We start from the raw sequence: 15,584 nt of genomic DNA on the forward strand, positions 1-15,584 counted from the left end.
CAAAAGGATATTTAACTAAGAAGGCATCGTATCAGTTGCCCGATTAGATTAAAAATAAACGGATAGCAGGAGGGAAAGACCAATGGACAGCGTGATTTCAGTGAATCATCAATATGTTAGTGGTACGGCAAGTGTAAGTTCCTGTGGAGAAGAGACCTTTGCTCAAGGATAGATGATCCGGAATAAAAATAACGAAAGAATTGATCGGAGAGTTGGAAGTCCGGATAGAGATCAGAAAGATTTAACATTTGCAGACATATTGAATATAGATACCACATATAGCAGAATTTCAAAAGATGTGTAAAGAAACATTGAGTAGATTATCATTCGTGCATATCGGGTTTAATATGTGTGGTGGTACCGGAAACAAGGAACGTAAGTGATATGTGATAAGGATACTGTTATGAACTCGAATTTGTTAATTGAAGGAGGGAAGATTTAATAAGCAGGTCTTAATAAATCGACCGCAGATCAAATAACAATGGCAGAGGTCTTACAGGAACAGAATCTAATATTTGCCTCCGATTTAAAAATAAAGAGAATATGAAAAAATTAAATAGATTATAAAAATGCATCTTCAATGTTAATTGAGGGTGCATTTTTTTGACATTGCGAAATGCATATGATAAAATATTGAAAGATATAGTATGTAAAGAAACATAGAAGGAAAGACACTGCCCTGTACAAAACTATTTTTTAATGAGGTGAATGCGGTGGATAAATACGAATATAAATCAAAGACTGAACGGATGCTCGAACTTATGGAGAGCGGCGCGTACAGCAGAGCGGCGGCGATCGCAGATGAAATTGACTGGAGGCGCGTGCGCAATGCAGTGATGTTGTCAAACGTCAGTGAAATTTATGAAAAAACCGGAGAATATCAGAAGGGATATGACATTTTGACGCTTGCATATCAGCGGGCGGAAGGAAGCCGTAAGATTATCAGCCGTCTGTGCGGATTGGCTCTTAAGACGGGAAATGTCGATGAGGCGATCGATTTTTACGATGAGTTTATGCAGATCGCGCCGAAAGACCCGAATCAGTACATTTTAAGATATAAGATTCTCCGCGCGCAGAGGGCGCCGATCGAGCAGCAGATCGAAGCTCTTGAAGAATATAAGAAATCCGAATATATTGAAGAGTGGGCATATGAACTGGCGAAGCTGTATCAGGAAGCCGGTATGACATCAGAATGTCTGGAAGAGTGTGACGATTTGATTCTTTGGTTCAGCGAGGGGCAGTATGTCTATAAGGCGATGGAACTGAAGATGCAGTACAAACCACTGACTCCTTCCCAGCAGGAAAAGTACGATAAGCGTTATGCAAGGACGTCCGAGGAGACAGAGGAGATTCCTGATATTTTTTCTTATGCAGAGGCAGATGAATCCGAGCAGGAGGAAGAAGAAAACGGTTTGCCGGGAGCTGAACTTATGGCTGCCGACTCCGAAGTTGCCGATGCTGATTTCGCTGCCGAACAGCAGGTGAACGCACGAGTTCCGAAGGGAATGGAGGAACTTGTTCCGGACATGATGCCGGAAACGATCTCAGAAGGAGTAAGAGAGATCACTTTGCCGAACGACCCGGTGGAAGTAGATACGGAAGCGTGGGAAGCCGACGAGATCAAGGCGTTAGAAGCGGATTCACCGGCGGAGGATGCAGAGGATCATGTTGAACAGGACGAGCAGGTGCCGATAGATGCGGAAGATGCCGGGCAGACAGAAGACGCATATCTGCCGACGGATGTTTCCGAAGCAGAAGGAGTCGATGAGCCGGAGGAGCGCGTACCGGAAGGAATAAAAGGACCGGATGTGCTGGAGACAACCGCAGAGCCGGAAGAAGAAAGGCAGCCTGCTAAAAAGAAACTGGGAGATACGATGCCGTTAGACGTTGCATTGAGAAAACTTCTTCATCCGGAGTTGGAAGAATTGACGGCAGATGATTTCCAAGACGAGACAGCTCCGATGGATTTTAATTTTGAAGATGAAGAAGAGTCGGAATCTGATTTGACGGAAACGGGAGCGATGGACTTTGACTTTGAAGATGAAGAAGAGCCGGAGTTTGATTTAACGGAAACGGGAGCGATGGATTTCGACTTTGAGAATGAAGAAGAGCCGGAGTTTGACTTGACGGAAACGGGAGCGATGGACTTTGACTTTGAAGATGAAGGAGAGCCGGAGTTTGACTTGACGGAAACGGGAGCGATGGACTTTGATTTTGAAGACGAAGAAGAGTCGGAGTTCGATTTGACGGAAACAGGAGCGATGGATTTTGACTTTGAGGATGAAGAGGAGTCGGAATTCGGCAAAGAAAAGGATATGGGAAATACATCCCAGATCAAATTCCGTCCGGTAAGAAAAGATGAGATCGAGGATGAAGAAGATCTTGCGGATCTGGAGCAGGCGATCGGAGAGATTGAGTCGGTTGCAGATATAGACATGGTAAGTCGTTTGAAAGAGGAAAAACGCCGCGCCGCATTACAGGCAGAAGAAGAGGAGAAAGCGGAAGAAGCCGCAAGAGCAGAAAAGGCGGCACAAGCAGAAGAAGCCGCAAGAGCGGAAGAGGCGGCACAAGCAGAAGAAGCCGCACAAGCGGAGGAGGCAGCGCAAGCGGAAGCGGCCGCTGAAATAAAAGAGGACGATCAGATTACAGGTCAGATCAGTTTGGAAGATATCCTTTCGGGATTTGAAGAAAATGCAGGAGAGGATGAGCCGGTTGAAGAGGGGACGGATGCAGAAGGAGCATCCGAATCGGAACAAGAAGAAGTTATAGATTCAGCAGGGGATACAGCAAAAGGGGATACTATGGAGACGAATAAGAAAACAACACCGATTTTACCGCCGGATATTCAACGTATGATTGATGAAATTGAGGGAATTATCCCGCCGGAAGAAGAAAAGAAAGAACCTACAGGAGTATATCTTAAGAGAAAAGAAGAACCAAGCGAAAACATGGGTCAGGTTGCGGAGGATCTTAGAATCGACGATGATTTTGATGATGACTTTGACGAAGATTTCGACGAGGAGTTCGAGGAAGATTTGGATGACGATTACTTTGAAGAAGACTACTATGAGGAAGCAGACGAAGTGATCGAAGAGCCGGAAGAAGATTACTATGAAGAATCAGAGGAAGTGATCGAAGAACCGGAGGAAGATTACTACGAAGAAGCAGACGAAGTGATCGAAGAGCCGGAAGAAGATTACTATGAAGAATCAGAAGAAGTGATCGAAGAACCGGAGGAAGATTACTATGAAGAATCAGAGGAAGTGATCGAAGAACCGGAAGAAGATTACTATGAAGAGTCAGAAGAAGTGATCGAAGAGCCGGAAGAAGATTACTATGAAGAGTCAGAAGAAGTGATTGAAGAACCGGAAGAAGATTACTACGAAGAAGCGGATGAAGTGATCGAAGAGGCGGAAGGAAACGCAGATGACGAGTATTTCTTCGGGGAAGATGACGCGGAAGAGATTCAGGACATTGAGGATGAGTTCACAGTAAATCCTGATTATTCGGGAGAGGATGACGACAGAGAGATTCCTGATGATGACGAGCCGATCGACATTATGTCGGCGACGACACCGCTTAGCCGTAAAGAGACTGCGAAGCTGATTGCGACAGGTAAGACTGCGCCGCTTCCGCTCGATGAGATCTCGGATGCATTGTCAATGGATACCGGTTTTGTCGTACATGGAAGATATGACCTTGAGATGCAAAGCGGTATCGGAACGAGAGCCGGACTTACAGAGGAACAGAAGAAACTGTTTTCTTACTTTGTTCCGGTGCGCGGAATGAGCGAACAGCTTGTCGATGTGCTTGAGCAGGATAAGAACTGTACGAACAGAAAAGGGACTTCGAGAACGGGCAACTTGCTTATCATTGGAAATAAAGGCAACGGAAAAACGGTTCTTGCCGTTGACGTCGTGAAAGCGATCCAGAAGCAAAGAGACATCCGTCAGGGCAAGGTCGCGATCGTGACAGGAGATTCTCTGAATAAGAAGAAGATCAGCGATATTGTCGAAAAACTTTACGGCGGCGCTCTGATCATTGAGAAAGCGTCCAAAATGAATGAAAAGACAGTTGCGCGTCTTAATAAAGCGATGGAGCAGGATACAGGCGAGATGCTGATCGTCTTGGAAGAGCAGAGAAAGCCGCTTGACAGACTGTTGTCATCGAACAGAGAATTCAGGAAAAAATTCACATCAAGACTGGAAGTGCCGATTTTCATCAACGATGAGCTTGTTACGTTCGGTCAGACGTATGCGAAAGAAAACGGATATCACATTGACGAGATGGGAATTCTTGCGCTGTATAGTAAAATTGATTCTCTGCAGAGGGAAGATCATTTTGTGACGGTTGCGGAAGTGAAAGAAGTTATGGATGACGCGATCCGTCATTCTCAGAAGGCGTCCGCGAAGAAATTGATGCGGAAAGTTTTTGGAAGAAATACAGACGAGTCAGACCGTATTATTCTTTCTGAAAAAGATTTTAATATATAAAGAAGCACGATAATAGACTATAATTTAAAATGTGTGCATAAATAGACAAAATACAAGAGAAACGGGCGGGAAAGAGCTGTCTGTTTCTCTTTATTTTTTGGACGGAATCAAGTATAATGAAACTATCACGGAAGCGGGCAGAAACGCTTCGATATTTTATTATGAGGAAACGGCGAGGTGGGCTTTTATGGCAAGGAGAAAAGGTGCGGGCAGAAACGCGGCAAAAAGTGCAGGCAAAGGCATCGTGAATCATGCAGCCGGCGGTATGGCGGGCAGTGCGGTGAAAAAGGCGTCAGGCGGCGCAAGCCGGAACAGGGCGAACAGTCCGGCGAAAAACACTGCGGCGGATGCGGCAAGTATGAAAGCGAATGAACATGCCTATGAGATAGGAGAATTGGATCATTACCTGTTTGGTCAGGGAAACCATTACGAGATCTATAAAAAATTAGGCGCACATAAAGTAGTGAACGACAAAACGGAGGGCGTTTATTTCGCGGTATGGGCGCCGAATGCGAAGAATGTGTCTGTAGTCGGGGAATTTAATGACTGGAATTTGGAAAGAGACAGAATGGAGCGTCAGGAGCCTCTAGGTATTTATGTGAAGTTTGTACCGGAAGCGAAAGAAGGACAGCTTTATAAGTTCTGTATTGAGACGCAGAAAGGCGAGCTTCTTTATAAGGCGGATCCGTTTGCAAATTATGCGGAGCTTCGTCCGGGAACGGCGTCTCGTATTACGGATCTTTCCCGTATAAGATGGACGGATGACGCATGGATGAAAGCGCGGAAGACATGGAATCATAAGAAGAATCCGATGTCGATCTATGAAGTTCATATGGGTTCGTGGATGCGTCACCCGGGAAGGGAAGATGAAGGATTCTACACATACAGAGAGTTCGCCAAGGCGATCGTAAAATATGTAAAAGAGATGGGATACACTCATGTAGAACTGATGGGCATTGCAGAGCATCCGTTTGACGGTTCGTGGGGATATCAGGTTACGGGATATTATGCGCCGACTTCAAGATACGGAAGTCCTGAAGATTTTGCATATCTGGTTGACCTTCTGCATAAAAACAATATAGGAGTGATTCTTGACTGGGTTCCGGCGCATTTTCCGAAAGATGCTCACGGGCTTGCTGATTTTGACGGAACTCCGACATTCGAGTATGCAGATCCCAGACTCGGAGAACATCCGGATTGGGGAACGAAAGTATTTGATTACGGAAAAGCGGAAGTGCGCAACTTCCTGATTGCAAACGCATTATTCTGGATCGAACATTTCCATGTGGACGGGCTCCGTGTGGATGCTGTTGCGTCGATGCTCTATCTTGATTACGGAAAACAGGACGGACAGTGGGTCGCGAACAAATACGGAGGCAACGAGAATCTTGAGGCGATCGATTTCTTTAAACATTTGAATTCGGTTGTTCTGGGACGGAACAAAGGCGCTGTGATGATCGCGGAAGAATCGACGGCATGGCCGAAGGTGACAGGATCGCCCGAAGACGACGGCCTTGGTTTCAGCCTGAAATGGAATATGGGATGGATGCACGATTTTACGGAGTACATGAAACTTGATCCGTATTTCCGTAAAAATGCACATCATATGATGACGTTTGCGATGCAGTATGCATACAGTGAAAATTATATTCTTGTGTTGTCGCATGACGAAGTTGTTCATCTGAAGTGTTCGATGATCAATAAAATGCCGGGACTTGGGTTCGATAAATTTGCCAACCTAAAAGCAGGCTATGCGTTTATGATGGGCCATCCGGGAAAGAAACTTCTGTTCATGGGTCAGGAATTTGCACAGCTTAGAGAATGGAGCGAAAAGAGAGAGATCGATTGGTTCCTGCTCGCCGAACCTGAGCACAGAGATATTCAGAACTGGTATCGGGATCTGCTTCATTTGTATAAAAACAATAAAGCTCTTTATGAAATGGACAATGATCCGGCGGGATTTGAGTGGATCAATGCGGATGATATTTTCAGAAGTATTTACAGCTTTGTAAGACATTCCAAGAATAAAGAAAAGAATTTGCTTTTCGTCTGCAACTTTACTCCTGTGGAAAGAGAAGATTACAGAGTCGGCGTTCCGACGAGGAAAACGCTGAAGCTTGTTTTGAACAGTGATGAGGAAAAGTACGGAGGAAAAGGGGAAAAACGTCCGCTTACTTACAAACCGGTGAAAAAGGAATGCGACGGTCAGGCGTATTCGATCGCATACCCGCTTCCGGCCTATGGTGTGGCAGTGTTTGAGTATTAAGATGTCAGGCAGCTTCTGACTTGAAACCGGAACCCCATTGGATTTAACCGGTGGGCGGTTCACTATTATATAAAAGGTAAAAAATGCAGAGCAAACTGCCGCAAAGTAGATGGGGGATTTTTTGAAATAGCCTGTCTGTTTTGCGGCGGTTTTGTTTTTACCGGCAAAGTGAGGAGGAACAGCAGATGAAAAATTATTCGGAAGATCCGAACAGACAGTATCATATACAAACTGCAAAAGGGGAAATCGGGAAGTACGTCATTATGCCCGGAGATCCGAAAAGATGTGTGAAGATCGCGCAATATTTAGATAACCCGGTGTTGATTGCAGATAACAGAGAGTATGTGACATATACAGGAACGCTCGATCAAGTGAAGGTAAGCGTTACATCTACGGGAATAGGAGGACCGTCGGCAGCTATTGCAATGGAAGAACTTTGTAGGTGCGGTGCGGATACGTTTATCAGGATCGGAACTTGCGGCGGAATGCAGACAGATGTGAAAAGCGGAGATATCGTTGTGTCAACAGGGGCAATCAGGATGGAAGGAACGAGCAGGGAGTATGCGCCGATCGAATTTCCGGCAGTGCCCGATCTGACAGTGACGAATGCGCTTGTGAAAGCTGTTAAATCAAAAGGATATCCGTTCCATACGGGAGTTGTACAGTGCAAAGATTCGTTTTACGGTCAGCATGAACCGGAGAGAAAGCCGGTAGGCTACGATCTGCTTCATAAGTGGGAGGCGTGGAAACAACTCGGCTGTCTTGCCTCGGAAATGGAATCGGCGGCTCTGTTTGTTGTGGCGAGCAGCCTTGGGGTGCGGGTCGGCTCGTGTTTTCTTGTGATCGCGAATCAGGAACGTGAGAAAGCAGGACTTGAGAACCCGGTAGTGCACGATACGGACATGGCGATCCGGGTGGCAGTGGACGCGATCCGCAGATTGATTTCCGAAGAACGGAAAAAAGAGTAGAATGCATATAAAGAAAATGACAACGAGAAGAAAAGAGCGGGAGAAAAGAAAAACGGAAAAATGAATGGGGGAGATAAGCGGGAAAAATAAATGAAAGAAAATAAACGCGAGAAAAGAAATGAGGGGAAAAAGCGGGAAAAATAAGTGAAAGAAAATAAATGCGGAAAATAAAGAGAGGAAATAAACGGTCAAATGAAGGATATGAATGAAAAAGAAATTTTACGGCATGTGGATCACACATTGCTGTCGCAGGAAGCTGTGTGGGATGAGATTCGTCAGGTATGTGATGATGCGGTGAAATATGATACGGCGTCAGTCTGTATTCCTCCAAGTTATGTGAAGCAAGCGGCGGAATATGTAGGCGGAAGAGTTCCGATTTGTACTGTGATCGGTTTTCCGAACGGTTACGAGACGACTGCCGTAAAGGAATTTGAGACAAAAGATGCGATCGCAAACGGAGCGGATGAGATCGATATGGTTATCAATATCGGATGGCTGAAAGACAGAAAATACGATCAGATCGAAGAAGAAATCCGCATTCTGAAAAATGCGTGCGGCAGTAAAGTTCTTAAAGTGATCATAGAAACATGTCTTTTGACAGATGAAGAAAAAGTGAAAATGTGTGAGATCGTCACTCGTTCGGGAGCGGATTATATTAAAACGTCCACAGGTTTTTCAAAAGCAGGCGCGACTTTTGACGATATCAGCCTGTTTGCGGATCATGTCGGCGGTAACGTGAAGATGAAAGCGGCGGGCGGCATTTCCTCGATGGAAGACGCGGAAAAGTTTCTGGAGCTTGGGGCAGACAGACTCGGAACGAGCCGCATTGTAAAAATCGTGAAAACGGAAGAAGAAAACCCGGCGGAAGGAACTTGTGAAATGGAATTATCGCAGGGAATGATCGCAAAGTTAATTGAGACAGCGACTGCACAACTGGCGTATTCATACAGTCCCTACTCGGGATTTAAAGTAGGCGCAGCTCTTTTGGCTGAAAGCGGCAGGATCTATACCGGATGCAATATAGAAAATTCTGCATTTTCACCGACAAATTGTGCGGAGAGAACTGCGTTTTTTAAGGCGGTGAGCGAAGGAGAAAGGAAGTTTCGCGCAATTTGCATCATCGGTGGAAAAGATATTTCAGAAACAGTATGTACGCCTCCTTGCGGAGTGTGCCGTCAGGTTATGGCAGAATTTTGCGATCCGAAGAAGTTCAAGGTGATATTGGCATCAGGCAGGGAAAAGTATAGAATCCTTCGGTTGGAAGAACTTTTGCCGTTTGGGTTTGGGTCGGAGTATCTGTAGGAACGATTGACAAGAAAAAGAAAACATGACATAATAAATTAACCAAAAGGTTAATGTGAGGGTGATGTATTGAGTGGAAATAACATATGCGAATGGAAAAGTTGAAAAATACTTTAAAGATTATAAAAAGATGCAAAAGAAACTGCCTTTTGAGTGGGTGAAAACAATAAAAAAGCATATGGACAGACTAAAAGCGGCGGAATGTTTTGGAGATTTTTTGAAATTGAGATTAGGAAAGCCTGAACAGTTAGAAGGATGCGAAAGTATTCGATATTCGTTGCATGTAGCGGCAAATGTAAGATTGATTATCGAGCCGAATGCCGAACAGGATACGGTTATGATTTGTACGGAAATAGAAGTGGAAGGAGTGAGTGATTATCATGGCAGCAAAGAAAATTGGTATATCCCGTGATTTAATAATTCACCCGGGAGAAACGATTGCAGACGTCTTGGAAGAACGTGGAATCACACAGAGTGAACTGGCGTCGAGTGCAGGCGTTTCTCCGGCTTACGTAAGCAATGTTATTGCCGGAAAGAAAGGGATATCTGCAAACTTTGCCAGAGGATTAGAGTATGCAATCGGAGTACCAAAGTCTTTTTGGCTGAATCTTCAGGCGAACTATGAGGCGGAACTTTTGGAAGCAAATGAATTACAGACGATTACGGAAGAAGAGCGTATCGTGAGGGAAGACTTAAAAGAAATTGTGAAATACTTTAGAGAAAGAGGCATGATGCCTAGTCGTGAAAATAAAGATGATTCGATACTTTCTCTTCGTAAAATTCTGCAGATTAGTAATTTGGTAAATTTAAATGAAATAATTCCCGGGGGAGCATTTCGGATGTCCGGAAACTTATCGGTAAATAGAAATGTGTTGGGGGCATGGATTCGTTTGTGTCAAATTTTGGAGAATAATCAAAATGTTTCAACAAAGTTTGAAGTAGAGCATATAAACGAATTGATAGGTAAAATAAAAAATGTTATGTGTCAGAAGAATGTGGATTTTCAAAATCATTTGAAAACTGTATTGGGAGAATATGGCATAGATTTTTCTGTTGTGAAAAATTTTAGAGGAGCGCCTGTGCAAGGGTATATTTTTCGGCGGAGCGATGGGGTGTATCAAATGGTTTTGACGATAAGGGGAGCGTTTGCGGATATTTTTTGGTTTTCTTTATTTCATGAACTGGGACATATTGTAAATGGAGATATAGGTAAAAGTATTAAATTTATAGATGACGGGAGTGATGTGGATAAGGAGACGGCAGCAGATCTTTTTGCGAGAGATAGACTTTTGTCACCGGAGAGTTATGCAAGTTTTATCCAAAAAGGAGACTTTACATTTGAAGCAATCTGTAGTTATGCACGGACTCAGAATGTGATGCCTTACATTGTTATCGGAAGACTTCAAAAGGAGAAATATCTGGATTATCATCAGTATAGTAATTACAAATTGCGGTATAAATGGGGAGACTGTTCATAAGAATAAAGTGGATACAGTATTGATTTATTGGGAATAAGGGCAAGATATAAGAGTGTTGTACAGGGAGATGGGATAATGGAAATGTATAAAAGAATATTTGTAATCGTTCTTGATTCTCTCGGGATCGGGGCGATGCCGGATGCGGCTCGGTTCGCAGATGAAGGCGCGGATACGTTCGGACATATTTTGGAGAAAACAAAAACTTTGAATATTCCGAATCTTCGCAGGCTTGGGTTTCTGAACTTAAAGTGCGGCGGAGATATGAAAGGCGTCGAGTCTCCCGAGGGGCGCTTCATGCGGATGCGGGAAGCGAGCAACGGAAAAGATACGATGACCGGACACTGGGAGATGATGGGGATTAAAACGGAAAAGCCGTTTCGGACTTTTACGGAACATGGATTTCCGGCAGAATTGATCAAGGAGCTGGAGAAACAGTGTGGGAAAAAGGTGATCGGAAATAAAAGCGCGAGCGGTACTGAGATTATAGAAGAGCTGGGCGAGGAAGAGATTCGTACAGGATCTATGATCGTGTATACGTCGGCGGATTCGGTTATGCAGATCTGCGGAAATGAAGAGACTTTCGATCTGGAAGAACTGTATCGGTGCTGTGAGACTGCAAGGCGGATCACGATGAAAGATGAATGGCGCGTAGGAAGGGTGATCGCAAGACCGTATATCGGAATGAAAAAAGGTGAGTTTAAAAGGACGAGCAATCGGAGAGACTACGCGTTGAAGCCGCCGGCGCCCACTGTTTTAAATGCTCTGAAAGATGCGGGGAATGATGTGATCGGCGTGGGAAAGATTCATGACATTTTCTGCGGGGAAGGGATTACGAAAACATATCATTCGGAAAGTTCCGTTCATGGGATGGAACAGACGATCGATGTGTGCAAAGAGGAATTTACGGGACTGTGTTTTGTAAACCTTGTTGATTTTGACGCATTATGGGGGCATCGGAGAAATGTAGAAGGGTATGGCAAAGAGATCGAAAAGTTTGATGAGAAACTCGGCGTTTTGCTGGAATGTCTTTCGCAGGATGATCTATTGATCCTGACCGCAGATCACGGGAATGATCCGACATACAAGGGAACGGATCATACGAGAGAGTATGTTCCTTTCCTTGCATACAGCAAAAGAATGCAGGCGGGAGGTCCGCTTCCGGAAGCAGAGACGTTTGCGGTGATAGGGGCGACTGTAGCAGAGAACTTCGGAGTAGATATGCCGAAAGGAACGATAGGATATTCTGTTTTAAGCAGGCTGCAGCAGTAGTAAACCGTGAAAATGTAAAAAAATCAAAGCGGAAGTAGGATGAAAAACTGTAAAAATGTAAAAAACCGGACAGTTAAAGCTGTGAAAACTTATAGAAATATGAAAAGTTAAAAAGCCGGAAGTCGGAAAAAATGTAAAAAATGAAAAGCCGATGAGAATACAGGATAAAAATATAGGAAAATATAGAGAGAAAAGTGAAAATTAAGGATTGTCGGAAAACTTAATTTATTGTATAATATTCGATTGAGAAAATGAAATGAGAACATGGGACAATACAGGAGGAAGAAAGATGGCAAAAAGAAATGATATCCACAAGGTACTTATCATCGGCTCCGGCCCGATCATTATCGGACAGGCTTGTGAATTCGATTATTCCGGAACACAGGCTTGTAAAGCATTGAGAAATTTAGGATACGAGATTGTATTGGTGAATTCAAACCCGGCGACAATCATGACGGATCCGGAGATTGCTGACGTTACTTATATTGAACCTTTGAATGTTGACAGAATAGAACAAATCATAAAAAAAGAAAGACCTGATGCATTACTGCCGAATCTCGGTGGACAGTCCGGTCTTAATTTATGCTCAGAACTGGCGCAGGCGGGCGTTTTGGAGAAATATAACGTAGAAGTTATCGGCGTACAGGTCGATGCGATCGAGCGAGGAGAAGACAGAATCGAATTTAAGCACACGATGGATCAGCTCGGTATAGAGATGGCTCGAAGCGAGGTTGCATATTCTGTAGACGAGGCTCTTGCGATTGCGGAGAAGCTTGGATATCCGGTAGTTCTTCGTCCTGCTTATACGATGGGCGGCGCAGGCGGCGGTCTTGTATATAATGTAGATGAATTGAAAACAGTATGCGCCAGAGGTCTTCAGGCAAGTCTTGTAGGTCAGGTTCTTGTAGAAGAATCTATCTTGGGATGGGAAGAGCTGGAACTTGAAGTTGTCCGCGACGCAGAGGGCAATATGATCACTGTATGCTTTATCGAAAATATCGATCCGCTCGGCGTTCATACAGGAGATTCTTTCTGCTCCGCTCCGATGCTTACGATCTCAGAAGAAGTTCAGCAGCGTCTGCAGGAAAAATCTCATAAAGTAGTAGATTCTGTTAAGGTGATCGGCGGCTGTAACGTACAGTGGGCGCATGATCCGAAGACAGACAGAGATATCATTATCGAGATCAACCCGAGAACGTCTCGTTCTTCGGCGCTTGCATCGAAAGCGACAGGATTCCCGATCGCGCTTGTATCCGCAATGCTTGCGACAGGCATGACGCTGAAAGATATTCCGTGCGGAAAGTACGGTACATTGGATAAATACGTTCCTGACGGAGATTATGTTGTGATCAAGTTCGCGCGCTGGGCATTTGAGAAATTCAAAGGTGTGGAAGACAAGCTTGGAACACAGATGCGTGCGGTAGGCGAAGTAATGAGCATCGGTAAGAACTTCAAAGAAGCGTTCCAGAAAGCGATTCGTTCTTTGGAGACAGGAAGATACGGACTCGGTCATGCGAAAGATTTTGACGGAAAAACAAAAGAAGAGCTTCTCAAGAGTTTGCGGTATGCGACAAGCGAGCGTTACTTTGTTATCTACGAAGCGCTGAGAAAAGGAGCTTCTGTAGAAGAGATCCATGAACTGACAAAAGTAAAACACTATTTCCTTGAGCAGATGAAAGAGCTGGTGGAAGAGGAAGAGGCTCTGCTTGCGTTTAAGGGAGGTTTGCCGGAAGACAATGCTCTTATCGCGGCGAAAAAAGACGGATTCTCTGATAAATATTTAAGCCAGATTCTTGAAGTGGATGAGGATGAGATCCGCAATAAGAGAATCAGCCTCGGCGTTGAGGAAACGTGGGAAGGCGTTCATGTAAGCGGAACGCAGGACAGAGCATATTACTATTCGACATATAACGGAACGGACAAAAACCCGATCAGTGAAGAGAAACCGAAGATCATGATCTTAGGCGGGGGACCGAACCGTATCGGACAGGGAATCGAGTTTGACTATTGCTGTGTACATGCGTCTCTTGCTTTGAAAAAGCTTGGTTTCGAGACGATCATTGTCAACTGTAACCCTGAAACGGTATCTACAGACTATGACACATCTGATAAACTGTATTTTGAGCCGCTTACACTGGAAGACGTACTGAGCATTTATAAGAAGGAAAAACCGGTCGGAGTGATCGCGCAGTTCGGAGGACAGACTCCGCTGAACCTTGCGGCAGATCTGGAAAGAAACGGCGTGAAGATCTTAGGTACGGCTCCGTCTGTTATCGATCTGGCGGAAGACCGCGATCTGTTCCGTGAAATGATGGATAAGCTTGAGATTCCGATGCCTGAGTCGGGAATGGCTGTTACGGTGGACGATGCTCTTGAAATTGCCGAGAAGATCGGTTATCCGGTTATGGTGCGTCCGTCTTATGTACTTGGCGGCCGTGGCATGGAAGTTGTATATGATGCGGAAAGCATGGTAGGATATATGAAAGCAGCAGTCGGTGTGACACCTGACCGTCCGATTTTGATCGACCGTTTCCTCGGACATGCAACAGAATGTGAAGCAGACGCGATCAGCGACGGCACACATGCGTTTGTTCCGGCGGTTATGGAACATATCGAGCTTGCGGGAGTACATTCCGGAGATTCGGCATGTATTATTCCTTCTAAAAATATTTCGGAAGAAAATGTAAAGACGATCAAAGAATATACGAGAAAAATCGCAGAAGAGATGCATGTGAAAGGTCTTATGAACATGCAGTATGCGATCGAAAACGGAAAAGTGTACGTATTGGAGGCGAACCCTCGTGCGTCAAGAACAGTGCCGCTTGTATCGAAAGTATGTAATATCCGCATGGTTCCGCTTGCCATCGACATTGTGACAAGTGAACTGACAGGAAGACCTTCACCGGTTCCGGCGTTAAAAGAGCAGAACATTCCGTACTACGGAGTAAAAGAAGCGGTATTCCCGTTCAATATGTTCCCGGAAGTAGACCCGCTGCTCGGACCGGAGATGAGATCGACCGGAGAAGTGCTCGGATTGTCCAAATCTTTCGGCGAAGCATTTTATAAGGCTCAGGAAGCAACACAGACAAAGCTTCCGCTTGAAGGTACGGTGCTGATCTCTGTAAGCAATCGTGATAAGCCGGAAGTTGTGGAAGTTGCGGCTGATTTTGCAAAAGCGGGATTCAAGATCATTGCGTCAGACCATACTTGCAGCCTGCTTAAAGAGAACGGAATCGAAGCAGAGAAGATCAATAAGCTTCAGGAAGGCCGTCCGAATATGCTTGATGTGATCACGAACGGAAAAGTTGACATGATCGTGAATACACCGTCAGGAAAAGAAAGTAAGAATGACGACAGCTATTTGAGAAAAGCTGCGATCAAAAAGAAAGTTCCGTATATGACGACAATGGCTGCTGCGAAAGCTGCCGCAAACGGAATTCTTGCAGTGAAGAAACATGGAAGCAAAGAAGTGAAATCACTTCAGGAAATTCACGGAGAAATTACGGACAAAGAATAGTATGATTCATTAATATAAGACAGGTTTTATGAAGATGCCGGCCGCATTTGCGGTTAGGCATCTTTTGTATAAAATGAAAGATATTTTCCTTTGGCAAATCAATCAGATGGTGTATATGTGAAAAAAATCAATAAAAATAAAGCTAAAATAGCCATATTATACAAAAAGCATAGATAAAAAGAAAAAAATACAAAAGAAGTGATAAAAAGTGTAAATATTATTGGGGGGGGGGTAATGCTATCATTTATAAGATGATGCGAGTAATGTGGTGAGCACATTCGTACATTACAT

The 15,584-nt window shown here is 44.5% G+C and carries 8 protein-coding genes and 1 pseudogene; all 9 read left to right on the forward strand.

Annotated elements, in window-relative coordinates; all coding sequences use genetic code 11:
- Positions 1 to 713 precede the first annotated feature (713 nt).
- The 9 genes and pseudogenes from RUMTOR_RS04815 to carB all read left to right on the forward strand — a co-directional run bounded on the left by RUMTOR_RS04815 (position 714) and on the right by carB (position 15,293).
- Positions 714 to 4,493 (forward strand): hypothetical protein, encoded by a 3,780-nt coding sequence (locus RUMTOR_RS04815; RefSeq protein WP_009320683.1) that lies wholly within the window; start codon positions 714 to 716, stop codon positions 4,491 to 4,493.
- A gap of 187 nt (positions 4,494 to 4,680) precedes the next feature.
- Positions 4,681 to 6,759, forward strand: a complete 2,079-nt coding sequence (gene glgB, locus RUMTOR_RS04820) for a 1,4-alpha-glucan branching protein GlgB (RefSeq protein WP_004846002.1) — start codon at positions 4,681 to 4,683, stop codon at positions 6,757 to 6,759.
- A 185-nt stretch (positions 6,760 to 6,944) separates the two neighbouring features.
- Entirely contained in the window at positions 6,945 to 7,727 is a 783-nt protein-coding gene (gene udp / locus RUMTOR_RS04825) for a uridine phosphorylase (RefSeq protein WP_004846003.1), read from the forward strand.
- Between the two features lie 201 nt (positions 7,728 to 7,928).
- Positions 7,929 to 8,579 (forward strand): annotated as a pseudogene (gene deoC / locus RUMTOR_RS13880) (deoxyribose-phosphate aldolase); the annotation flags it as partial.
- Between the two features lie 45 nt (positions 8,580 to 8,624).
- Positions 8,625 to 9,029 carry a cytidine deaminase gene (gene cdd / locus RUMTOR_RS13885; protein WP_227071237.1) on the forward strand — a complete coding sequence of 135 codons (405 nt, stop codon included), beginning with the start codon at positions 8,625 to 8,627 and terminating at the stop codon, positions 9,027 to 9,029.
- Positions 9,030 to 9,102: 73 nt separating this feature from the next.
- Positions 9,103 to 9,441 (forward strand): hypothetical protein, encoded by a 339-nt coding sequence (locus RUMTOR_RS04835; protein WP_009242520.1) that lies wholly within the window; start codon positions 9,103 to 9,105, stop codon positions 9,439 to 9,441.
- Complete coding sequence (locus tag RUMTOR_RS04840) at positions 9,410 to 10,507, forward strand: HigA family addiction module antitoxin (protein WP_004846006.1); 1,098 nt, start codon at positions 9,410 to 9,412, stop codon at positions 10,505 to 10,507. The genes RUMTOR_RS04835 and RUMTOR_RS04840 overlap by 32 nt, the downstream gene beginning before the upstream one ends.
- A gap of 75 nt (positions 10,508 to 10,582) precedes the next feature.
- Positions 10,583 to 11,776 carry a phosphopentomutase gene (locus tag RUMTOR_RS04845; RefSeq protein WP_004846007.1) on the forward strand — a complete coding sequence of 398 codons (1,194 nt, stop codon included), beginning with the start codon at positions 10,583 to 10,585 and terminating at the stop codon, positions 11,774 to 11,776.
- Positions 11,777 to 12,065: 289 nt separating this feature from the next.
- Positions 12,066 to 15,293: a carbamoyl-phosphate synthase large subunit gene (gene carB, locus RUMTOR_RS04850; RefSeq protein ID WP_009320682.1), complete on the forward strand. Its 3,228-nt coding sequence runs from the start codon at positions 12,066 to 12,068 to the stop codon at positions 15,291 to 15,293.
- Positions 15,294 to 15,584: the final 291 nt, after the last annotated feature.

It is taken from the genome of [Ruminococcus] torques ATCC 27756, from assembly GCF_000153925.1.
GTDB lineage: Bacteria > Bacillota > Clostridia > Lachnospirales > Lachnospiraceae > Mediterraneibacter > Mediterraneibacter torques.